This window comes from Curtobacterium sp. PhB142 (assembly GCF_004341255.1).
In the GTDB taxonomy this organism is placed as follows: domain Bacteria; phylum Actinomycetota; class Actinomycetes; order Actinomycetales; family Microbacteriaceae; genus Curtobacterium.
Window position 1 is genome coordinate 479,787 of sequence record NZ_SLUT01000001.1, and the last position, 21,060, is coordinate 500,846.

Here is a 21,060-nt window from a genome sequence, read left to right on the forward strand (position 1 = left end):
TGATCCAGACGGCATCATTTCACTCGCGTCTGCTTTGTAATTTCACATTTGACAGGTGGCGACCAGGGCTGCAAGGTTGTCCTCGCCGCGCCGAAGCGGCCGGACTGCCGAGTGCACGCGGGGGGCCGTTGAATGCCGATCAACATGTGAAGGGGGCGCAGCAATGGCTGTGTTCGCACGAATCCTCCAGCTCCTCGCCAAGTACGGAGCTCGCGCCGTCAACTGGGCGAAAGCCAACATCCAGCGGGTTCTCAACTGGATCAACGCCGGGCAGGCGATCGACTGGATCGTCTCGAAGATCAAGCAGATCCTCGGCATCCGCTAGTGACCGACTCCAGCTTGGAGTAACAGCGGAGCCCACCATTGCTGCTGGCAGTGGTGGGCTCCGTCGTTGGAGCTTGCGAACATTGATCACGTGATCAACAATGGCGGGATGGACGTCGTCATCGCTCCCCCGCACCCGTCTCCGCTGCACCAGGGCACCGGCACACCCCGCCGCACGACCCGCGTCGCCCTCGTGCAGGTGCGTTGGCTCGAGGACCCCGCTGCCCACCGCGCACAACTCGCCGACGGCATCGCCACCGCGGCGGCCAACGGCGCCGCGGCGGTGTTCCTGCCCGAGCTCACCCTGCGCCGCTACCCCGGCGACACTCCGGCCAGTGGTGTCCCGAAGGACCTCGCCGAGTCGCTCGAGGACGGCCCGACGGTCACCTTCGCCCGCGCACAGGCGATCGAGCACGGGGTGTTCGTCCACGCCTCCCTGTACGAGCGCCCTGCCGACGACGACCAGCCCGACGACCCCCGCGGCTACAACACCGCCGTCCTCGTCGCCCCCGACGGCACCCTGGTCGGTCGGACCCGCAAGACCCACATCCCGATCAGCGCCGGCTACTACGAGGACACGTACTTCCGCCCGGGCACGGACGACGACGCCTTCCCGGTGTACGAGCCGGCGGGACTCGGCGCACGCCTCGGGTTACCGACCTGCTGGGACGAGTGGTTCCCCGAGGTGGCCCGGTCCTACGGCCTCGCCGGGTCCGAGGTCCTGGTGTACCCGACGGCGATCGGCTCCGAGCCGACGTTCCCGGACTTCGACACCGCGCCGATCTGGCGGCAGGTCATCGTCGCGAACGGCATCACCGCCGGCCAGTTCATGGTCGTCCCGAACCGCTGGGGCGACGAGGGCGACATCACCTTCTACGGGTCGTCGTTCATCTCGGACCCGTTCGGCCGCGTGCTCGCCGAAGCTCCGCGTGACGCTGACGCGGTGCTCGTGGCGGACCTCGACCTCGAGGCCCGGACGGAGTGGCTCCGACTGTTCCCCTTCTACGTGACCCGTCGCCCCGACCTCTACGCGGGGCACGTCGCCCCGGTCGACGAGGACCGCCACGCGTACGGCGCACGCGACGCGATCGTCGCGGCCATCGGGGTGGCGGCGACCGACGCCGGACCGGAGGTGCGCGCATGACGTGGGTGATGCCTCCCGAGACGGCTCCGCAGGAACGCACCTGGATGGCGTTCCCGCGCCCCGGCCTGACGCTCGGTGACGACGCGGCGAGCGCTGAGGCGGCGCGACGGACGTGGGCGACCACCGCCAACACGATCAGCGAGCACCAGCCCGTCACGATCGTCGTGGACCCGGTCGCGCGAGCCGACGCTCGTCGCCTGCTGTCGACCGCGGTCGAGGTGCTCGAAGCGCCCCTCGACGACTTCTGGATGCGCGACATCGGGCCGACGTTCGTCGTCGACGACGTGACCGGCGAGCTCGGCGCCGTGGACTGGGTCTTCAACGGCTGGGGCGCGAACTCCTGGTCGACGTGGACCCGTGACGCCGAGGTCGCCGCCACGGTCGCGGCCGCCGCCGGTGCGCGGCGGATCCCGTCGCTGCTCGTGAACGAGGGCGGGGCGATCCACGTCGACGGCACGGGCACGGTCCTGGTGACGGAGACCGTGCAGCTCGATCCGCGACGGAACCCGTACGCCGACCGCGAGCGCGTCGAACTCGAGCTCGCCCGGACGATCGGCGCGACGAACGTGGTCTGGCTGCCCCGCGGCCTGACCCGTGACTACGACGGGTTCGGGACCCGGGGCCACGTCGACATGGTCGCGACCTTCGCCGATCCGGGCACGGTCCTGCTGCACGCGCAGCCCGACGCCGGCCACCCGGACCACCTGGTGATGCCGCAGATCCGTCGGGCGCTCGAGCAGGCCACGAACGCGACCATCGTCGAACTGCCGGCCCCGTCGACCCTGACCGACGACGACGGCCCGGTCGACTGGAACTACGTCAACCACGTGGTGGTGAACGGCGCCGTGATCGCCTGCGCGTTCGGTGACGCCGTTGCCGACGACCGCGCCCGCGGCATCCTCGCCGACGTGTACCCGGGTCGTCAGGTGCGCTCGATCGACGCTCGTCCGGTCTTCGCGCGCGGCGGCGGCCTGCACTGCATCACGCAGCAACAGCCGGCGGTCTGATCCATCGCCGCGGTGTACAGCAACTACCCGACGTCTGTACACCGCGGCCGGTCCACCGAGCACTCGCACATCGGTATGTTGCTCCGAACCAGTCCGGGCGACGCTGCCCAGCCCAGCTCCGGCGCTGCCCATCCCCCGACCCAGCAGGGAAGTCCACGCACATGGCATCACCGACCGCGGTCCCCACACCGACAGCACCGGCAACACCTGCGCGCGGCGGTTCCCTGAAGCGGAGCCTCGGACTCTGGGCGATCGTCGGCCTGGGCCTCGGCTACATGACCCCGACGGTGGTGTTCGACACCTTCGGCATCGTCTCCGGGCAGACCGACGGCGCCGTGCCGAGCGCGTACCTGATCGCGCTGGTCATCATGGCCCTGACGGCGATCAGCTACGGGAAGATGGTCCGGGTCTACCCGGCAGCCGGTTCGGCCTACACGTACGTGCGGGAGTCGATGCACCCGAACCTCGGGTTCATGGTCGGCTGGGCGTCCCTGCTCGACTACCTGCTGCTGCCGATGGTGAACGCCCTGATCATCCGGCTCTACCTGGAGCAGGTGTTCCCGGCACTGCCGTCGTGGGTGACGGTCGTCGTCTACACGGTGTTCGTGACGACGGTGATCTGCCTGTCGATGCGTGGCACGTCGAACCTCAACATGGTGCTGCTCATCGGCGCGATCCTGGCGATGATCGCGTTCGTGGTCTTCACCGTCATCGAACTCGTCCACGGTGCCGGCGCCGGCACGATCGCGAGCACCGAGCCGTTCGTGCACGACGGCGTGACGATGTCCGCCCTGCTCACCGGTGCGACGGTGGTCTGCTTCTCGTTCATCGGCTTCGACGCCGTGACGATGTACACGGAAGAGGCGAAGTCGATCCGGATCATGCCGAAGGCGATCATGCTGACGGTGCTGCTCGGCGGCGCGATCTTCCTGGTGTCCGCGTACTTCGCGCAGCTGCGGTTCCCGACGAACACCCCGTTCGGCGAGTTCACCGACGACCCGCTCCCCCAGATCGGCCTGCTCGTCGGTGGCCCGGTGTTCCAGGCGGTCCTGGTGTCGGCCGGGTTCGTCGCCGCGTTGGCGTCGGGGCTCGCCTCGCACGCGAGCGTCGCCCGCATGCTCATGGTGATGGGTCGGAACAACGTCCTGCCGAAGCGGGTGTTCGGCTACGTCAACCCGCGCACGCACACCCCGGTGTTCAACGTGGTCTTCGTCGGGGCGGTCACGCTGCTCGCGATGAGCTTCTCGCTCGACACCATCTCGTCGTACATCAACTTCGGCGCGCTCGTCGCCTTCACCTTCGTCAACGCGAGCGTCATCGTGCACTTCGCCGTCCGGCAGGGCCGCCGCCACACCGCGGGTGACCGGTGGAAGTACATCGTCCTGCCCGGCCTCGCGATGGTCCTGACGGGTGTGCTCTGGTCGCAGCTCCACGCCGACGCACTGATCGCAGGAGGAGTGTGGGCCGCGATCGGCTTCGCCTACCTGCTCGTCATCACGAAGGGCTTCCGGGTGCTGCCGAAGAGCTTCGACGAGAACCAGCCGGTCACCGGCGTGAACAAGCAGCTGACCGACCAGGCCTGACCCACCACGAGAGGACGCCATGTACGCCGTCACCGACCCCACCACGGGCACGACCCTCGAGACGTTCCCGACCATCACCGACGACGAGCTGCGCGCCGCCGTCACCACCGCCCACCAGACCCACGGCGAGTGGGGCCGCACCAGCACCGTCGCCGACCGCGCGGCCCTGCTCCACCGCGTCGCGGACCTGTACCGGGAGCGTCACGCCGACCTCGCCGCCACGATCGTGCGCGAGATGGCGAAGCCGATCGACCAGGCCGAGGGCGAGGTGGACTTCTGCGCCGACATCTACGACTACTACGCCGACCACGCCGAGGAGTTCCTCGCCGACCAGCCGATCACCCTGGCCGACGGCTCCGAGGGCAGCGCCTTCATCCGGAAGTCGTCGATCGGCGTGCTGCTCGGCATCATGCCGTGGAACTTCCCCGCCTACCAGATCGCCCGGTTCGCCGGTCCGAACCTGCTCATCGGCAACACGGTCCTGCTCAAGCACGCACCGCAGTGCCCCGAGTCGGCCCTGGCGATCGAGCGCATCTTCCACGACGCCGGGTTCCCCGAGGGCGCGTACACGAACGTCTTCGCGACGAACGACCAGGCCGCAGACGTCATCGCCGACCCGCGCGTGCAGGGGGTTTCGCTGACCGGGTCCGCCCGCGCCGGTGCCGCCGTCGCCGAGATCGCCGGCCGGAACCTCACGAAGGTCGTGCTCGAGCTCGGTGGGTCGGACCCCTTCATCGTGCTGTCCACCGACGATCTCGACTCGGTCGTCGAGTCCGCCGTCACGACCCGCCTCGAGGGCAACGGGCAGGTCTGCAACGCCCCGAAGCGCTTCCTGGTGGTGGACGACCTGTACGGCGACTTCCTGGCGAAGTTCACGACGGCCATGTCCGCGGTCTCGCCGACGGACCCGTCCGTGCCCGGTGCCGAGCTCGGCCCGCTGTCGTCCCGGACCGCCGCGGACCGGCTGCAGGAGCAGCTCGCGTCCGCCGTCGCGCAGGGTGCGACCGTCGTCACCGGTGGTGACCGCCAGGGCAACGCCTACGTGCCGACGATCCTCACCGACGTCACGCCGGACAATGACGCGTACCGCGAGGAGTTCTTCGGCCCCGTCGCCGCCGTGTACCGCGTCGCCGACGAGGACGCCGCCGTCGCACTCGCCAACGACACCCCGTACGGCCTCGGCTCGTACCTGTTCACGACCGACGCCGACCAGGCACTCCGCGTCGCGGACCGGCTCGAGGCCGGCATGGTCTACGTCAACATCGTCGGCGCGGACAGCCCCGAACTGCCGTTCGGCGGCGTCAAGGCGAGCGGCTTCGGCCGCGAGCTCGGCCCCCTGGGGGCCGACGAGTTCGTCAACAAGAAGCTGATCCGCATCGGCTGACGGACGCTCTGGACCCGGCTCCACGACGGACGGGAGGCACGGTGCCAGCTGGCACCGTGCCTCCCGTCTGCTCGTCGGTCGCCGCTACTGCTGCGGGTCGGCGGGCTCGCCGCCGGAGTCCGTGTCGCTGTCCTGCTCCGGGTCCTTCGTCGCGTCGCCCGTGGGCGACCCGTCGGGCAGGTCCTCGGTGTACTGCGCTTCGACCTCGCTGGGGTCGCTGGATCCGTTCGCCGTCGTGTCGCTCATGGCCCGGACGCTACGCGCGGTCGACGCTGCACCCGTTCAGACGGACGAGGCGGCAGCGCCGGAACCGGCAGCGACCGGGGTCACGGCCAGGATCTCGTCGGCGACCTCGCGCCCGATCCGCACCGCACCGTCGACGTGCTGGTACCCCTGCCCGGCCAGGTCGCTCGACGCGAACCGGATCGGACCGACGGCTGCACGCTGGTCGGCGCCGTAGCGGACGAGCCCGCCCAGGTCGAAGCTCGCCGCGTAGGCGCCGCGGGTCCACTCCTCGGTGCCCCAGTCGCTCTCGTAGTACACGACCGGGCGCAGGGCCTCGTCGCCGTAGTAGTGCGCGAGCGAACCGAGCACTCGGGCCTTCCGCTCCTCGACCGACAGTGCGAACAGGTCGTCGGCGTGCTGGTCGGAGACGAACCCGACGAGCGTGCCCTGCTCTGATCCGTGCTCGGTGTTGTCGTACGCCTCGTGCACGACCTCGTACGGGCTGAACGCGGTGCCGGAGAGCCCGGCGCCGCGCCAGAACGGCCGGTCGTAGACGGCGTGCACCTTGATGACGAAGCCCATCGACAGGTGCTGGTGCAGCTGGTGCTGGCGACGGGGCAGCGGGGGTTCGTACGAGATCCGCGAGTACAGGGGCGGCGGCACGGCGACGAGCGCCTGCCGGGCGTGGACCTCGAGGCCGCCGTCGGCGAGCGCGACGACCCCGTCGTCGGTCCAGCGCAGGGTGCGCACCGGCGCGTTCAGGAGCACGGCGTCTCCGAGGCGCTCCGCGAGGCGTTCCGACACCTGCTGCATGCCGCCGACGACGCGCTTGTCCAGGATGAAGTCGGCGTCGACCAGGTTCGTGAAGCTCCCGGCAGAGGCAGCCATCAGCAGGGCCTGCAGTGCCGAGAACGCGTGTGCCGGCTTCGTGAGCATGGCGCCCGCGATGAACAGTTCGACGTTGTCCGTGGCGACGCGGTCGTCGCTCAGCGTGTGGAGCCAGGCGCGGAAGGAGACCTCGTCGAGTGCCGCCGCGTGCGAGGACTCCCAGGGGCGCGCGGGGTCGACCGCCGCAACGTACTCGTCGACGACCGTCACGAGTCGCTCGATCTCGTTCGCCGTCGCCTCGGGCAGCGGGAAGATGTCGCCGGTGTACTCGGTGCGGGTGCCCTGGGCGTCGACGTAGACGCTGGAGCCCTCGCGGTACCGGTCGTACGTGTCGAGTCCGAGTTCGTCGAGGGTCTCGAGCAGCGCCGTCTGGTCGGGCGAGACCCACTGGCCACCGATCTCGAGCGTGACCCCGTCGATGTCGTTCGTCCAGGTGCGGCCGCCCACGCGGTCGCGCGCCTCGAGCACCGTGACGGTCAGTCCTGCGGCGCGCAGGCGGTTCGCGGCGGTCAGGCCGGTGACACCGGCTCCGATGACGACGACGTCGCTCTCGATCATCGTGCTGCTCCTTCGGTGGTGGTGCTCCGGAACGGGTCCGGGGTCAGCGTGTACATGGTCTCGAGGTACTCGGCGATGCCCTCGCCGCCGCCCTCGCGGCCGAGGCCGGACTGCTTCACCCCGCCGAACGGGGCCGACGCGTTCGAGACGACCCCGGTGTTGAGTCCGAGCATGCCGGTCTCGAGCCGCTCCATCAGGCGCTGGCCGCGGGCCGGGTCCTCGGTGAACGCGTAGCCGACCAGACCGTACTCGGTGTCGTTGGCGGCGGCCACGGCCTCGTCCTCGGTCCGGAAGGTCCGGATCGCCAGGACGGGTCCGAAGATCTCGTCGCGGAGCAGGTCGCTGCCGGGCTGCACGTCGGTCAGGACCGTGGGCGCGTAGAAGGTGCCGGGGCCGTCGACCGGGTGTCCGCCGGTGCGGAGCGTCGCCCCGCGGTCGAGCGCGTCGGTGACCAGGCGGTGCGCCTTGTCGACGGCACGGTCGTCGATGAGCGGTCCGATGGCGACGCCGTCCTCGGTGCCGCGTCCGACGCGCATGGCCTCGACGCGTGCGGTCACCCGGCGCGTGAACTCGTCGACGACGTCCTCGTGCACCAGGAACCGGTTCGCGGCGGTGCAGGCCTGCCCGGTGTTGCGGAACTTGGCGGCGAGCGCGCCCTCCACGGCCAGGTCGAGGTCGGCGTCGGCGAACACCAGGAACGGGGCGTTGCCACCCAGCTCCATGCTCGTCCGGAGCACGTTCTGCGCCGCCTGGGCCAAGAGCGTGCGTCCGACCGGCGTCGAGCCCGTGAACGACAGCTTCCGGAGGCGCGGGTCGGCGATCACCGGCGCGGAGACGTCGGCGGCCCGCGTGGTCTGCACCACGTTGACCACCCCGGCGGGCAGACCGACCTCGCGCAGCAGGTCGACGAAGAGCAGGGTCGTGAGCGGCGTGAGCTCGGCCGGCTTCACGACGACGGTGCACCCGGCGGCGAGCGCCGGTGCGATCTTCCGGGTCGCCATCGCCAGCGGGAAGTTCCACGGCGTGATGAGGAACGCGGGGCCGACGGGCTTGTGGGAGACGGTGGCACGGCCGGTGCCCTCCGGGTTGGTGCCGTACGAGCCGCCGATCCGGACGGCTTCCTCCGAGAACCAGCGCAGGAACTCCCCGCCGTACGCGACCTCGCCGCGGGCCTCGGCGAGCGGCTTGCCCATCTCGAGCGTCATGAGCAGCGCGAACTCCTCGCGGCGTTCCTGCAGCAGGTCGAACGCGCGACGGAGCAGCTCGGCACGGTGCCGCGGCGGTGTGCTCGCCCAGCCCGTCTTGGCTGCTTCCGCGGCGTCGAGGGCTCGGACACCGTCCTCGGGGGTTGCATCGGCGATGTCGAGCAGCGTCTCGCCGGTGGCGGGGTCGACGACGGCGAAGGTCCGGCCGTCGGCCGACGGCTGCCATGCGCCGTCGACCAGGAGGCCCGTGGGAACGCGGGCGAGCAACTCGCGTTCGGCGTCGGTGCGGTCGGCCGCAGGGGCGGTGGTGGTGCCGGTGGTCATGCTGTTGCGAGTCCTTCCAGGACGACGTCGAGTCCCTCGTGGAGCAGGGCGTCGTCGATCGACAGAGGGGGCAGGAACCGGACGACGTTGCCGTACGTGCCGGCGGTCAGCGCGATGACGCCGTGCTCGAACGCGGACCGCACCACCTTCCCGGTCAGTGCTGCGTCCGGTTCTCCGGTGGCGGGGTCCACGAGTTCCATCGCGACCATCGCGCCGCGTCCGCGGACGTCGCCGATCCGCGGGTCGGTCCTCTGTGCGGCACGGAGTCGTCCGAGCAGCACGTCCCCGATCTCGCGGGCTCGGTCGACCAGGCCGTCGTGCTCGAACGCGTCGATCGCGGCGAGGGCGGCGGCGCACGCGATCGGGTTGCCGCCGTAGGTGCCGCCGAGCCCGCCGACGTGCGCGGAGTCCATGATCTCGGCGCGCCCGGTCACGGCGGACAGGGGCAGACCGCCGGCCATGCCCTTCGCGGTCGTGACGACGTCCGGCACGATCCCCTCGTGCTCGCTCGCGAACATCGACCCGGTGCGCGCGAAGCCGGTCTGCACCTCGTCGGCGATGAGCACGACGCCGTTCGCCGTGGTCCACTCGGACAGGGCGGTGAGGAACCCGGGCGCGGGGACGACGAACCCGCCCTCCCCCTGGATCGGCTCGATGAGCAGCGCCGCGGTGTTCGCCGCGCCGACCTGCTTCTCGATCTGGCTGATCGCACGCTTCGCCGCCTCGGGCCCGGAGAGCCCGTCGTGGAACGGGTAGGACATCGGCACCCGGTAGACCTCGGGCGCGAACGGGCCGAAGCCGTCCTTGTAGGGCTGGTTCTTGGCGGTGAGCGCCATCGTGAGGTTCGTGCGGCCGTGGTACGCGTGGTCGAACACCACGACGGCCTGCCGACCGGTGTGCTTGCGCGCGATCTTCACGGCGTTCTCGACGGCCTCGGCGCCGGAGTTGAACAGCGCCGTGCGCTTCTCGTGGTCACCGGGGGTCAGCCGGTTGAGTGCCTCGGCGACCGCGACGTACCCGTCGTAGGCGGCGATCGTGAAGCACGTGTGGGTGAAGGCAGCGACCTGCACGGTGACCGCGGCGACGACGGCGGGGTGCGCGTTGCCGACGCTGGTCACGGCGATCCCGGACCCCAGGTCGACGAACGAGTTGTCGTCCGCGTCCACGACGACCCCGCCACCGGCTGCGACGACGGCGATCGGCACGGCGACCCCGACCCCGGCCGCGACGGCTCCGGCCTTCCGCGCCATGAGCTCGCGTGATCGCGGGCCGGGGACAGCCGTGACGAGCCGTCGTTCCTGGGGCAGCGAGGGGCCGCCGGTGGGCGCACTGATCGAGGGTGCTGCGGTGGAGGACATGCGGCGATGGTAGGAGCCTGCGGGGACCACGGCGGCTGTCCACCGTGTACATCGAGCACCGGTCCGATCGCCCCGGTGGATAAGGTGCTCCCATGCCCGCGACGCTGCGTTCCCTGTTGCACCGTGCCGACCTCCGCCTCCGCCCGCTGACCGACGCGGACACGGACGCCCTCGACGCACCGCTGTCGTGGCTGCACAGCTCCGACCTCGAGGACCCGACGCCGTTCCTGGCCGACGGGCAGGGACTGCTGACCACGGGCACCCAGTTCGGCGCCGAGGCCGAGGTCCCGGAGGACGTCGCCGGCCCCTACGTCCGCCGACTCGTCGAGCGGGGCGTCGTCGCACTCGGGTTCGGCACCGAGGTCGTCCGCGCCGGCACCCCGGACGCCCTCGTCGCCGCCTGTTCGCTGTACGGACTCCCCTTGTTCGAGGTGCCCTACGAGACCTCGTTCATCGCGGTCGCGCAGGCGAACGCCGAAGCGGTCGCCCGCGACGCGAACGCCCGGAACGCCTGGGCCCTCGCCGCACAACGGGCGATCTCGCTCGCGGCGATGCGCCCGGACGGGCTCGGCGCCACGATCGCCGAGCTCTCCGGGCAGCTCGACGGCTGGGTCGGGCTCTTCGACGTGTCGGGGCGCCTGGACCGTGGGCACCCGGCGGACGGCGTGCCCGCGCAGGACCTCGAGCTGCTCCGGACCGAGGCACTGCGCCTGCTGCGCGCGGGACAGCGGGCGAGCCTGCCGGTGACCACCGAGCACCACACCGGGTTCACCCTGCAGACCCTCGGCAGCGGGGGCCACCTGAGCGGCGTGCTCGCGATCGCGAACGGCGGTGCGCTCGACCGCGCCGGTCGTGAGGTGGTGACGTCCGTCATCGCCCTCGCCGGACTCGCGCTGCAGCAGAACCGTGAGCTGGCCCGGGCACGCGGGCTCCTGCGCACCGGCCTGCTCACCATGCTCTCGGTCGGCGATCCGGAGGTGGTCCAGTCGACGTCGCGCGAGGTGTGGGGGCCCCTGCCCGCCGAACCCGTCCGGATCGCGGCCCTCGACGTCGACGACCACGATCTCGACACCGTCGTCGACCTGCTCGAACTGTGGGTGCAGGACCGGCCCGGACAGCTCTTCTTCGCCGTCGACGACGCCCTCTTCCTGTGCGTGAGCGCCGACGACACCGCGATCGTCGAGGAACTGGTCGGGCGCTTCGACCTCCGGGCCGGCCTGTCGGACGGTGCTGCGTACCGGTCGTTCGGCCGCGCTCGCACCGAGGCCGTGCAGGCCCTGGACCGTCGGCGCGAAGGACGACCGGGCACCACCGAGTTCGGCGACCTCGCCCGGGAGGGCGTCCTCGCACACCTGGCCCACGTCGACGTGGACGCCGGCGCCGTCGCCCGCGCGTTCCTCGCTCCCCTGCTCGAACACGACCGGTCGGCGGGCACCGAGCTCACCCGCACCGTCCGCGCCTGGCTCGAGCAGAACTGCGAGTACGACCGCGCCGCCCAGGTGCTCGGCATCCACCGCCACACCGCACGCTCCCGGGTCGAGCACGCCGGCCGACTCCTCGACCGCGACCTCACCGTCTTCGCGACCCGTGCCGACCTGTGGGCGGCCTTCGTCGTCGAGGGCGCGTGACCCGCGGATACGGTGGGACGATGCCGTCGACACCGGCCCGCCGGCGCCTGAGCCCGGCCGAACGCGGATCCCAGATCACGGCGGCCGCCGTCGACCTGGCGCGCGCCGAGGGCCTCGCGGCGGTGACGCTCCGCGGGGTCGCCGCCGTGATCGGGGTCGCGCCGTCGCTCGTCGCCCACTACCGCCCGAGCATGGAGGACCTGGTCGGCGAGACGTTCCGCACCGTCGCGGCAGCCGAGGTCGCCGAGGTCCGCGCGATCGTCGGCGCTGCGCCCGACCCCGTCTCCGGCCTCCGCACCCTGCTCGGCTGCATCGCCGATCCCGCGCGCGACGACGTCGCCACCCTGTGGGCCGACGCGTGGAGCATCGGCCGCACGAACGCGGCGCTGGCGACCGCGGCACGGGACGTCATGGACGACTGGCAGCTCCTCGCGACCACGGTCGTCGTCGACGGGGTGCGCGCGGGCGTGCTGCGGACCGACGACCCGGACGGCGTGGGACGCCTGCTCTTCGCGCTCGTCGACGCCACCAACGGGTACGCCCTGGTCGACTACCTCGACCGACCGACCCGCGAGGGCCTGGTCCGCACGACGATCGCCCGAGCGGTGGGCCTGGACGGGTCAGCCCTGTCGGGGTGACACCCGCCGCGGTGCCACTGACCGCAGTGCCACCCACTGCAGCAGCATGATCGTCTTGCCGTCGGCGATCCGGCCGTCCTCGACCATCGCGAGCGCCTCGTCGAGTGCCAGCTCGAGCACCTCGATGTCCTCGCCCTCGTCCTCGACCCCGCCGCCCGCCTCGACCCGGTCCGCCGGTGTGTAGGCACCGACGTAGAAGTGGACACGCTCGGTGACCGAGCCGGGGCTCATGAAGACGTCGCCGACGCGCACCAGGTCGCCCAGCCGGATGCCGAGCTCCTCGGCGGCCTCGCGGCGGACGGCGGTCTCGGGGTCGTCCTCGTCGAGCAGCCCCGCCGCTGCCTCGATGAGCATGCCGTCCGGGTGCCCGTTCACGTACGCCGGCCAGCGGAACTGCCGGGTGAGCAGGACGGTACGGCGCTCGGCGTCGTACGGCAGCACGGTGGCACCGTTCCCGCGGTCGTAGGTCTCGCGCTGCTGCCGGTCCCACCGGCCGTCCCGGCGCCGGACTTCGAGCGTGGTGCGACGGAGCACATGCCAGCCGTCCGACACGACCTCGACGTCCCGCACGACGACGTCGGGGTTGCGGTCGAGGTCACGGCCGACGGCGTCGAGTCCGGTCCGCCCACGGGCATCGGGGACGTCGACGCCGGGACGAGGAGCTGCTGCACGATCATCGGTCACCTGGTCACGCTAGCGGGGCGGCTGCTCGCACGACCTGCCCGCCCGGTACCGTGCAGCCATGACCAGGACACTGTTCACCCGTCGCCCGGACCGACCGCAGGTCGTCACCGTGTCGTTCGTGCTCTGGCTCGTCTGGGTCGCGATCTGCCTGGTGGCGACCGTCCTGCAGTTCGTGGCGGGTACGGGCAGCAACGCCATCGGCACGGTCCTGACGGTGCTCGTCGCGGTCGTGGTCTGGGGACTCGTCGGGTGGGCGGTCCTCCGCATGGCCGCCGGGTCGCGGGTGGCACGCATCGTGCTGGTCGTCGTCGCCGTGGCCCGTGCGGTGCTCAGCCTCACGAGCGGCGAACTCGGACTCCTGACGATCGCGCTGTCGGTCGTCGCCGCGGTCCTCCTCTTCCTGCCCAGCGCGCGCCCGTTCTTCGCCCGCAGTGATGCGGGAAGAACCGACCACGGGTTCTCCGGACCCGGCGTGTCGGGGTCGAGCCGCGCCTCCTGGCCGGATCCCGACCACGCGACGGACGCAGATCGGACCTGATCCGCCCACCGGCGACGGCCGGTCCGGTGCGTCCTGGAAGAACACGAAAGGCCCCGGATTCCTCCGGGGCCTTTCGCTGTTTCGCCTGGTGCGCGAGGGGGGACTTGAACCCCCACGCCGTTTCCAGCACACGGACCTGAACCGTGCGCGTCTACCAATTCCGCCACTCGCGCCAGCCCCAAAACACTACCACGCACAGACTGCCCCCTGCGCCAACCACTACCATGCAGTGGTTGACGACCGACGACTCTGGAGACACATGGGCCTGCTGGACAACTTCGAGCGAGGGCTGGAGCGCGCCGTGAACGGCGCGTTCGCGAAGACCTTCCGCTCCGGTGTGCAGCCGGTCGAGATCTCCAGCGCCCTGCGCCGTGAGCTCGACACGAAGGCCGCCGTGGTGTCGCGAGAGCGCATCCTGGTGCCGAACGAGTTCACCGTGCGCCTCGCACCGCCGGACTTCACGCGCATGAACGACGTCGGTCGTCCGCTCATCGACGAACTCACGCAGATGGCCCACCAGCACGCCGTCGCGCAGAACTACTCGTTCTCCGGACCGGTCACCATCCGGCTGCAGCAGGACGGCACCCTGTCGACGGGCATCCTGCAGATCGACTCCACCACGGTGCAGCGCGACGTCGCCTGGATCGCCGTCCTCGACATCGGCTCGCAGCGCCACCGCCTGCAGCGCGGACGTACCGTGATCGGCCGCGGCAGCGACGCCGACATCACGATCGCGGACACCGGGACGAGCCGGAAGCACGTCGAGGTCCTGTGGGACGGCAAGCACGCCCAGGCCACGGATCTGGGCTCGACGAACGGCTCGAAGCTGAACGGACAGCACTTCCAACAGGCGATCGTGGAGCCGGACTCCACCATCGAGATCGGTCGTACCCGTATGGTGTTCCGGGTGATCCCGGAGAACGACGGAGGTGCTCGATGACCACAGGCCTGACCCTGCTCGTCCTGCGCTTCGCGTTCCTCGCGGTGCTCTGGCTGTTCGTCTTCGTGATCGTCTTCGCCCTGCGCAGTGATCTCTTCGGCCAGCGCGTGCGCACGATCCCCACGGATTCCAAGTCGGCTCCCTCCGGTCCGACGACCCCGACGATCCCCGCAGCGGCGGCGCCGGCAGCGGCCTCGGGCGGCGCGTTCACCGACCTCATCGGGCAACCCACGGCGGCGACGCAGTCGCCCTCGCCGGCAGCGGTGCGCCTCGTGATCACCGAGGGCGCGCGTGAGGGCATGGAGATGCCGCTCGGCGGCGGGCCGATCACGATCGGCCGCTCCAGCGAGTCCAACGTCGTGATCCGCGACGACTACACCTCGACCAACCACGCCCGGCTCGACCTGCGCGCCGACGGCTGGCTCCTCACCGACCTCGAGTCCACGAACGGCACCTTCGTCAACGGTCAGAAGGTGAGCGCTCCCCTGATCGTCGCGGAGCGCACGCCGATCACGATCGGGACGACGACGTTCGAGCTGCGGCGGTAACCCGGCATGACCGCTCGCACGTTGAGCGCCGCTGTGTCCCACGTGGGCCGCATCCGCGCGAACAACCAGGACTCCGGCTACGCCGGGGCGCACCTGTTCGCGGTCGCGGACGGCATGGGTGGGCACGCCGGCGGCGACGTCGCCTCGGCGATCGCGATCCGGCGCATCAGGGAGGTGGACCGCGAGTTCCCCTCGGCCCACGACGCCGAGTTCGCCTTGCAGTCGGCCCTGATCGCGGCGAACCAGCTCATCACCGAGACGGTCTTCGAGCACCAGGAACTCACCGGCATGGGCACCACGGTGTCCGCGATGATCCGGGTCGGCGAACAGATCGCGATCGCGCACATCGGTGACTCGCGCATCTACCGCCACCGTGACGGTGAGCTGCAGCAGATCACGTCGGACCACACCTTCGTGCAGCGCCTGGTCGACAGCGGCCGGATCACCCCGGAGGAAGCCGCGGTCCACCCCCGTCGCTCGGTGCTCATGCGGGTGCTCGGCGACGTCGATGCCGCACCAGAGGTCGACACCGCGATCATGGACATCCAGCCGGGCGACCGCTGGCTGCTGTGCTCCGACGGCCTGTCGTCGTACCTGGCCGAAGAGCGCATCCGGCACGCCCTGGCGTCGAACATGGACGCCAACCAGGTCACACAGCGCCTGGTCAAGGAGACGCTCGACCACGGCGCCCCCGACAACGTCACCGTCGTCGTCATGGACGTCACCGCGGACGAGGTCGACGACGACGACGACGCGGCCACCACCGTCGGGTCCGCGGCCGCTCCCCTGACCTTCGAGGCGTCGACCGGTCGCAAGCCGATCCGCCTCCCCACGATCCTGCTGCACCCGCTCAAGGTCACCACCGCCCCGGAGGACTCGCACTTCGAGCCCGAGTCCGACCAGTTCTTCGCGGAGCTCATCGCCGAGGACCGCCGACGCCGCATCCGACGCCGGGTCTCGTGGACGGTCGCGCTCGTGGTGGCGGTCGCTGCCCTGGTCGGGGCCGTGTTCCTCGGCTGGCGGATCACCCAGGACCACTACTACGTCGGCACCGACCGCGGCACGGTCGCGATCTACAAGGGCGTCCAGCAGTCGATCGGACCACTGGCGCTGTCGGACGTCTACGAGGACACCGACATCACCGTGTCGATGCTGCCGGACTACACCCGCGAGAACGTCCGCTCGACGATCAACGCGCAGTCGCTCGACGACGCGCGGGACATCGTCGACCGACTGCGGAAGGCTGCCGAGACCGGGCAGGACCAAGCCGGTACCGGCGGTGACGGCGGATCCACCTCGTCACCCTCGCCGTCGCCGACCCGGTCGTCGACGCCCACGCCGTCCCCGACCCGGGGCTCGCGATGAGCAACGCCACCGCCCAGTCGTTCACGCAGGCGATCACGATCAAGCTCCGTGAACCCGCACGTGCTCGGAACCTCGAGCTCGTGCTGCTCGTCATCGCCTGCGGCATCTGCGCCGGCGCGATGGTGCTCGTGCAGCTCGGCACCAAGGGGCGACTGTTCGACACCTCGGTGCTGTGGGTCGGCGGGGGCATCCTCGGGCTGGGGCTCGTGATGCACGTCGTGCTGCGGGTCGTCGCCAAGAACGCCGACCCGTTCATCCTGCCGATCGCCCTCGTGCTGAACGGCATCGGCATCGCGGAGATCTACCGCATCGACGTCCACAACGGCCTGACCGGCTGGGACGCCATCGGTGTGAAGCAGATCGTCTGGACGATGCTCGCGATGGTCCTGGCGATCATCACGCTGCTGGTCGTCCGGAACCACCGGTTCCTGCAGCGCTACCGCTACATCTTCATGTTCCTGACGATCGCGCTGCTGCTGCTGCCGATGCTCCCCGGCATCGGCTACGCACCCGGCGGAGCACGGGTCTGGATTCGCGTCGGACCGTTCTCGTTCCAGCCGGGCGAACTCGCGAAGATCACCATGGCGCTCTTCTTCGCCGGGTACCTCGTCACCGCGCGCGACTCGCTGTCGATCGTCGGCAAGAGATTCCTCGGCATGACGTTCCCGCGTGCCCGCGACCTCGGCCCGATCCTGGTGATGTGGGGCGCCGCGATGGCGGTCCTCGTCTTCCAGCGCGACCTCGGCACGGCGCTGCTGTACTTCGGCCTGTTCCTCGTGATGATCTACGTCGCGACCGCGCGCATCAGCTGGGTGGCCATCGGCCTCGTGCTGTTCGTCGGCGGCGCCCTCGTCGCGCAGAGCGTCCTCGAGTACGTGCACGGCCGCTTCGAGCAGTGGCTCGACCCGTTCAACCAAGAGGTCTTCAGCCGCGACACCCAGGCGAGCTACCAGCTCGTGCAGGGACTGTTCGGCTTCGCGAACGGCGGCATCACGGGCACCGGCCTCGGCCAGGGGCGCCCGTACATCACGCCGGTCGCCAACGCGGACTACATCATCGCCTCGCTCGGCGAGGAGCTCGGCCTGATCGGTGTCTTCGCGATCCTGGCGCTCTTCATCGTGCTGGCCTCGCGCGGCATCCGCGTCGGGTTCATGGCGCAGGACGACTTCGGCAAGCTGCTCGGCGTCGGCTTCGGCTTCGTGATCGCCCTGCAGGTGTTCGTCGTCGTCGGTGGCATCACCCGCGTGATCCCGGTGACCGGCCTGACCACGCCGTTCATGGCTGCGGGTGGTTCCTCGCTCATCGCCAACTGGATCATCGCCGCGATGCTGCTGCGACTCACCGATTCCATCCCAGCCGAACAACGCGTCCAGCAGGGTGCGATCCCCGCCGCGAGCGGGCGGTCCGCGCGCGCGACCAGGAAGGAGCGTCGTCGATGAACCGACAGCTCCGCGGTGTCTCGACCGTCATCGTGCTCATGTTCGTCGCACTCTTCGTGTCGACGACCTCGATCCAGTTCTTCTCGGCGGACACGCTCCGCGCCGACTCCCGCAACTCACGCACCATCTTGGACAGCTACTCGACCAAGCGCGGTGCGATCCTCGTCGACGGCAGCCCGATCGCCGAGTCGACCCCCGTGGACGACCAGTACGAGTACCAGCGCAAGTACACGAACGGTGACCTGTACTCGGCGGTCACCGGGTACTTCACCATCGGCCAGGGCAACACCGGCATCGAGAGCGCGGAGAACACCGTGCTCTCCGGCAACTCCGACGCCTCGTTCTTCCAGAACCTCAACTCGATCCTCACCGGCCAGGACGTCCAGGGCGACAACGTCAACCTGACGATCGACCCCGCCGTGCAGCAGGCCGCGTACGACGCCCTCGGCACGAACAGCGGCGCCGTCGTGGCCATCCAGCCGAAGACCGGCAAGATCCTCGCGATGGTCTCGAAGCCGAGCTACGACCCGAACACCCTCACCTCGCACGACACCGCGAAGGTCAAGGAGCAGTACGACGCCCTGCTCAGCGCCTCGTCGTCCCCGCTGCAGAACCGCGCGATCGGCGGCGACCTGTACACGCCCGGGTCCGTCTTCAAGCTCGTCGTGGCATCGGCGGCGCTCGAGGGCGGCAAGTACAACCTCGACTCGACGTTCCCGAACCCGTCGCGCCTGCAGCTCCCCGGCACGAGCTCGTACATCAACAACGCCGAGGGTGGCACGTGCGGCGGCGGCGACAAGGTCAAGCTCCGCACGGCGATCCAGTACTCGTGCAACATCCCGTTCGCCGAGCTCGGACAGAAGCTCGGGTACGACGCGATCAAGAGCATGGCCGACAAGTACGGCTTCGGTGACGCCATCGAGGTCCCGATGTCCGCGACCGCCAGCCAGTACCCCGAGGTCGACTCCACCGCGCAGCTCATGCTCAGCGCGTTCGGCCAGGCGAGCGTCCGGGTGTCCCCGCTGCAGATGGCCATGGTGTCGGCCGGCATCGCGAACGGCGGCAAGGTCATGCAGCCCTCGCTCGTCGACTCGATCACCACGAGCGACCTGAAGACGGTCGAGTCCTTCTCCCCGAGGCAGTACAGTGATCCGCTGTCCTCCTTCGAGTCCGCTGACCTCACCGAGGCCATGCAGAGCGTCGTGAACGCCGGGACCGGAACGAATGCCAAGATCGACGGTGTCGACGTCGCAGGGAAGACGGGCACGGCCGAGGGCGGAACAGGCGATCCCTACACCCTCTGGTTCACCGGGTTCGCGCCCGCGAAGGACCCGGAGGTCGCCGTGGCGGTCGTCGTCGGAGACGGCGGCGGGCTCGGCCAGTCGGGAGTCGGCAACACAGTCGCGGCCCCGGTCGCGAAGAAAGTCATGGAGGCGGTGCTGAACAAATGAGACCCACCAGCGGACTCACCTTCGGTGGGCGGTACCAGCTCTCGTCCCGGGTCGCCATCGGCGGCATGGGAGAGGTGTGGCAGGCCACCGACCTCGTCATCGGCCGAACCGTCGCACTCAAGATCCTCAAGGACGAGTACCTCGGCGACCCCGGGTTCCTCGAGCGCTTCCGCGCCGAGGCCCGCCACGCTGCGCTCGTCAACCACGAGGGCATCGCCAACGTCTTCGACTACGGCGAAGAGGACGGCAGCGCCTACCTCGTGATGGAACTCGTCCCCGGCGAAGCGCTCTCGACCATGATCGAGCGCGAGCACACGCTGCCGGTCGACAAGGTCCTGGACATCGTCGCGCAGACCGCGAACGCCCTGCAGGCCGCGCACGCGGTCGGTCTCGTGCACCGCGACATCAAGCCCGGCAACCTGCTCATCACGCCGGACGGCCGCGTCAAGATCACCGACTTCGGCATCGCACGCATCGCCGACCAGGTCCCGCTCACCGCGACCGGCCAGGTCATGGGCACCGTGCAGTACCTCTCGCCCGAGCAGGCGAGCGGGCACCCGGCGTCGCCGTCGACCGACATCTACTCGCTCGGCATCGTCGCGTACGAGGCCCTGGCGGGTCGTCGTCCCTTCACGGGCGAGTCGCAGGTCGCGATCGCGATGGCGCACATCAACGAGCAGCCGCCGGCGCTGCCCGGGGACATCCCCGAGCCCGTCGCCGCCCTCGTGATCTCGTGCATCGCGAAGAAGCCCGCCGATCGTCCCGCCACCGCCGCCAACCTGGCGCGCGCCGCACAGGCACTCCGTCGCGGTGACGTCGCAGCGGCCACCGTCGCCGTCCCCGCCATCGCCCAGGGCGGCACCGTGGCGTTCAACCCGCCGCAGGGTCAGGGCAACGACGCTGCCACCGCGCTGCTCGGCACCCAGTCCGGTGCGGCCGCCGGCGGTGCCGGTGGACCCGTCGGACCGCGCTCCCCGGCGACGGACGAGCCCGAGGAACCGAAGAAGAAGCGCGCCTGGATCTGGTGGGTCGTCGGCATCGTCGTGGTGCTCGCCATCGCGGGTGGCTTCGGTGTGTACGCCCTGAACAACCCGGCTGACCCCGACCCGAGCCCGTCGAAGTCCGCCTCGAAGACCCCGCGTCCGTCGCAGACCCCGTCGGAGACCCCGTCCCAGACGCCGGTCGACACCCGAATCACGGTCAACGCCTCGGATTACAACGGCCAGGACGCCCAGGACGTCGCCAATCAGCTTCGAGCTCAAGGCTTTACCGTCAACGTCACGGACGGTGACAACGCGCCTTCCGAGGATCTCGTCGGGACCGTTCAATCCCTCACACCCGAGGGAAGTCTCGAGCCTGGGACGACAATCTCAATCAAGGCGTACAAGGCCATCCCGACGCCAGATGCACCCGCTGCTGCGACGCCCGGAGCGGTGTCCGAGTCAGGGCGTGTGACCTTTACCTGGCCCACGTACGAGAAGTGCCCCACTGGGTACACCAGTAAGACGACGTACGCGTACACGGTGACGAACGGGACGGTGGTCTCGAACGGCAGCAGCGAAGGGTCGACGACCGGAACGGCTGTGACGATCGCCGCCGCCACACCCGGCGCGCCGACCACGTTCACGTACACGGTTGCGTGCTCGTCCGTCGGCGGTGGGTCAGCGGTGTCGAACTCCTCGGAGGCTGCGCAGGTCACCTGGACCGAGCCCACCGAGGAGCCCACGACCGACCCGAACGACGGCATCGACCCGACCGACGCCCCGATGGACGGCAACTGAACGACCCCCGGACGGGGACTGTCGACACCGTTCGGTAACGGTTCGGTC

Annotated in this window: 19 protein-coding genes and 1 tRNA gene; 14 read left to right on the forward strand and 6 right to left on the reverse strand. The window is 70.3% G+C overall.

Translation table 11 applies throughout. The annotated features are described in order from the left end of the window. Window positions 1-163 precede the first annotated feature (163 nt). From EDF31_RS02340 to EDF31_RS02360, 5 genes are all read left to right on the forward strand, one after another. Window positions 164-325 carry an aureocin A53 family class IId bacteriocin gene (locus EDF31_RS02340; RefSeq protein WP_123311236.1) on the forward strand — a complete coding sequence of 54 codons (162 nt, stop codon included), beginning with the start codon at window positions 164-166 and terminating at the stop codon, window positions 323-325. A 108-nt stretch (window positions 326-433) separates the two neighbouring features. Next, window positions 434-1,468 (forward strand): nitrilase-related carbon-nitrogen hydrolase, encoded by a 1,035-nt coding sequence (locus EDF31_RS02345; protein WP_131845053.1) that lies wholly within the window; start codon window positions 434-436, stop codon window positions 1,466-1,468. Next, window positions 1,465-2,475 carry an agmatine deiminase family protein gene (locus EDF31_RS02350; protein WP_131845054.1) on the forward strand — a complete coding sequence of 337 codons (1,011 nt, stop codon included), beginning with the start codon at window positions 1,465-1,467 and terminating at the stop codon, window positions 2,473-2,475. The genes EDF31_RS02345 and EDF31_RS02350 overlap by 4 nt, the downstream gene beginning before the upstream one ends. 161 nt (window positions 2,476-2,636) lie before the next feature. Beyond that, window positions 2,637-4,058: an APC family permease gene (locus EDF31_RS02355; protein WP_123937135.1), complete on the forward strand. Its 1,422-nt coding sequence runs from the start codon at window positions 2,637-2,639 to the stop codon at window positions 4,056-4,058. A gap of 19 nt (window positions 4,059-4,077) precedes the next feature. Further along, the gene (locus tag EDF31_RS02360; protein WP_131845055.1) at window positions 4,078-5,442 is read left to right on the forward strand and encodes an NAD-dependent succinate-semialdehyde dehydrogenase; all 1,365 of its coding nucleotides are present in this window, start codon (window positions 4,078-4,080) and stop codon (window positions 5,440-5,442) included. Window positions 5,443-5,526: 84 nt separating this feature from the next. Here the strand turns inward: EDF31_RS02360 and EDF31_RS19820 are convergent, their stop codons facing one another. From EDF31_RS19820 to gabT, 4 genes are read right to left on the reverse strand one after another with little or no spacing between them, the layout of a single operon-like run. Continuing rightward, entirely contained in the window at window positions 5,527-5,688 is a 162-nt protein-coding gene (locus EDF31_RS19820) for a hypothetical protein (protein WP_165901307.1), read from the reverse strand. 36 nt (window positions 5,689-5,724) lie between these two features. Further along, entirely contained in the window at window positions 5,725-7,113 is a 1,389-nt protein-coding gene (locus EDF31_RS02365) for an NAD(P)/FAD-dependent oxidoreductase (RefSeq protein WP_131845056.1), read from the reverse strand. Further along, window positions 7,110-8,642, reverse strand: coding sequence for an NAD-dependent succinate-semialdehyde dehydrogenase (locus EDF31_RS02370; protein WP_131845057.1), 1,533 nt, complete (start codon window positions 8,640-8,642; stop codon window positions 7,110-7,112). The genes EDF31_RS02365 and EDF31_RS02370 overlap by 4 nt, the downstream gene beginning before the upstream one ends. Further along, window positions 8,639-10,000, reverse strand: a complete 1,362-nt coding sequence (gene gabT, locus EDF31_RS02375; RefSeq protein ID WP_131845058.1) for a 4-aminobutyrate--2-oxoglutarate transaminase — start codon at window positions 9,998-10,000, stop codon at window positions 8,639-8,641. Before gabT ends, EDF31_RS02370 begins: the two co-directional genes overlap by 4 nt. A 92-nt stretch (window positions 10,001-10,092) precedes the next feature. On the opposite strand from gabT, the gene EDF31_RS02380 reads away from it, so the two are divergent. Both EDF31_RS02380 and EDF31_RS02385 read left to right on the forward strand, forming a co-directional pair. Next, window positions 10,093-11,628 carry a PucR family transcriptional regulator gene (locus EDF31_RS02380; protein WP_131845059.1) on the forward strand — a complete coding sequence of 512 codons (1,536 nt, stop codon included), beginning with the start codon at window positions 10,093-10,095 and terminating at the stop codon, window positions 11,626-11,628. 20 nt (window positions 11,629-11,648) lie between these two features. Next, window positions 11,649-12,266: a TetR/AcrR family transcriptional regulator gene (locus EDF31_RS02385; RefSeq protein WP_131845060.1), complete on the forward strand. Its 618-nt coding sequence runs from the start codon at window positions 11,649-11,651 to the stop codon at window positions 12,264-12,266. On the opposite strand, the gene EDF31_RS02390 is transcribed toward EDF31_RS02385, so the two are convergent. Further along, window positions 12,249-12,950 carry an NUDIX domain-containing protein gene (locus EDF31_RS02390; RefSeq protein ID WP_131845061.1) on the reverse strand — a complete coding sequence of 234 codons (702 nt, stop codon included), beginning with the start codon at window positions 12,948-12,950 and terminating at the stop codon, window positions 12,249-12,251. The two genes, EDF31_RS02385 and EDF31_RS02390, sit on opposite strands and share 18 nt — an antisense overlap. Window positions 12,951-13,008: 58 nt before the next feature. Here EDF31_RS02390 and EDF31_RS02395 point away from each other — a divergent pair, with 58 nt between their 5' ends. After that, window positions 13,009-13,488: a hypothetical protein gene (locus tag EDF31_RS02395; RefSeq protein WP_131845062.1), complete on the forward strand. Its 480-nt coding sequence runs from the start codon at window positions 13,009-13,011 to the stop codon at window positions 13,486-13,488. A gap of 86 nt (window positions 13,489-13,574) precedes the next feature. Here EDF31_RS02395 and EDF31_RS02400 read toward each other — a convergent pair. Beyond that, a tRNA-Leu gene (locus EDF31_RS02400) sits at window positions 13,575-13,661 on the reverse strand. Window positions 13,662-13,747: 86 nt separating this feature from the next. Here EDF31_RS02400 and EDF31_RS02405 point away from each other — a divergent pair. The 6 genes from EDF31_RS02405 to EDF31_RS02430 are packed head-to-tail and all read left to right on the forward strand — an operon-like array spanning window position 13,748 to window position 21,012. Next, window positions 13,748-14,428 (forward strand): DUF3662 and FHA domain-containing protein, encoded by a 681-nt coding sequence (locus tag EDF31_RS02405; RefSeq protein ID WP_123292929.1) that lies wholly within the window; start codon window positions 13,748-13,750, stop codon window positions 14,426-14,428. Beyond that, window positions 14,425-14,976 carry an FHA domain-containing protein gene (locus tag EDF31_RS02410; protein ID WP_111083697.1) on the forward strand — a complete coding sequence of 184 codons (552 nt, stop codon included), beginning with the start codon at window positions 14,425-14,427 and terminating at the stop codon, window positions 14,974-14,976. Before EDF31_RS02405 ends, EDF31_RS02410 begins: the two co-directional genes overlap by 4 nt. Before the next feature lie 6 nt (window positions 14,977-14,982). Further along, the gene (locus EDF31_RS02415) at window positions 14,983-16,341 is read left to right on the forward strand and encodes a Stp1/IreP family PP2C-type Ser/Thr phosphatase (protein WP_131845063.1); all 1,359 of its coding nucleotides are present in this window, start codon (window positions 14,983-14,985) and stop codon (window positions 16,339-16,341) included. After that, the gene (locus EDF31_RS02420; protein ID WP_131845064.1) at window positions 16,338-17,780 is read left to right on the forward strand and encodes an FtsW/RodA/SpoVE family cell cycle protein; all 1,443 of its coding nucleotides are present in this window, start codon (window positions 16,338-16,340) and stop codon (window positions 17,778-17,780) included. Before EDF31_RS02415 ends, EDF31_RS02420 begins: the two co-directional genes overlap by 4 nt. Then, on the forward strand, window positions 17,777-19,231 hold the full coding sequence (locus EDF31_RS02425) for a penicillin-binding protein 2 (protein WP_131845065.1): 1,455 nt from the start codon (window positions 17,777-17,779) through the stop codon (window positions 19,229-19,231). Before EDF31_RS02420 ends, EDF31_RS02425 begins: the two co-directional genes overlap by 4 nt. Beyond that, a complete protein-coding gene (locus EDF31_RS02430) occupies window positions 19,228-21,012 on the forward strand; it encodes a serine/threonine-protein kinase (protein ID WP_131845066.1) in 1,785 nt (594 codons plus the stop codon). Before EDF31_RS02425 ends, EDF31_RS02430 begins: the two co-directional genes overlap by 4 nt. Window positions 21,013-21,060 lie beyond the last annotated feature (48 nt).

Coding starts and splice junctions, on each gene's coding strand:
- EDF31_RS02410 (WP_111083697.1), top strand. CDS start 14,425: ATGACCACAGGCCTGACCCTGCTCGTCCTGCGCTTCGCGTTCCTCGCG.
- EDF31_RS02420 (WP_131845064.1), top strand. CDS start 16,338: ATGAGCAACGCCACCGCCCAGTCGTTCACGCAGGCGATCACGATCAAG.
- EDF31_RS02380 (WP_131845059.1), top strand. CDS start 10,093: ATGCCCGCGACGCTGCGTTCCCTGTTGCACCGTGCCGACCTCCGCCTC.
- EDF31_RS02365 (WP_131845056.1), bottom strand. CDS start 7,113: ATGATCGAGAGCGACGTCGTCGTCATCGGAGCCGGTGTCACCGGCCTG.
- EDF31_RS02385 (WP_131845060.1), top strand. CDS start 11,649: ATGCCGTCGACACCGGCCCGCCGGCGCCTGAGCCCGGCCGAACGCGGA.
- EDF31_RS02405 (WP_123292929.1), top strand. CDS start 13,748: ATGGGCCTGCTGGACAACTTCGAGCGAGGGCTGGAGCGCGCCGTGAAC.
- EDF31_RS02350 (WP_131845054.1), top strand. CDS start 1,465: ATGACGTGGGTGATGCCTCCCGAGACGGCTCCGCAGGAACGCACCTGG.
- gabT (WP_131845058.1), bottom strand. CDS start 10,000: ATGTCCTCCACCGCAGCACCCTCGATCAGTGCGCCCACCGGCGGCCCC.
- EDF31_RS02345 (WP_131845053.1), top strand. CDS start 434: ATGGACGTCGTCATCGCTCCCCCGCACCCGTCTCCGCTGCACCAGGGC.
- EDF31_RS02395 (WP_131845062.1), top strand. CDS start 13,009: ATGACCAGGACACTGTTCACCCGTCGCCCGGACCGACCGCAGGTCGTC.
- EDF31_RS02360 (WP_131845055.1), top strand. CDS start 4,078: ATGTACGCCGTCACCGACCCCACCACGGGCACGACCCTCGAGACGTTC.
- EDF31_RS19820 (WP_165901307.1), bottom strand. CDS start 5,688: ATGAGCGACACGACGGCGAACGGATCCAGCGACCCCAGCGAGGTCGAA.
- EDF31_RS02370 (WP_131845057.1), bottom strand. CDS start 8,642: ATGACCACCGGCACCACCACCGCCCCTGCGGCCGACCGCACCGACGCC.
- EDF31_RS02415 (WP_131845063.1), top strand. CDS start 14,983: ATGACCGCTCGCACGTTGAGCGCCGCTGTGTCCCACGTGGGCCGCATC.
- EDF31_RS02355 (WP_123937135.1), top strand. CDS start 2,637: ATGGCATCACCGACCGCGGTCCCCACACCGACAGCACCGGCAACACCT.
- EDF31_RS02340 (WP_123311236.1), top strand. CDS start 164: ATGGCTGTGTTCGCACGAATCCTCCAGCTCCTCGCCAAGTACGGAGCT.
- EDF31_RS02425 (WP_131845065.1), top strand. CDS start 17,777: ATGAACCGACAGCTCCGCGGTGTCTCGACCGTCATCGTGCTCATGTTC.
- EDF31_RS02430 (WP_131845066.1), top strand. CDS start 19,228: ATGAGACCCACCAGCGGACTCACCTTCGGTGGGCGGTACCAGCTCTCG.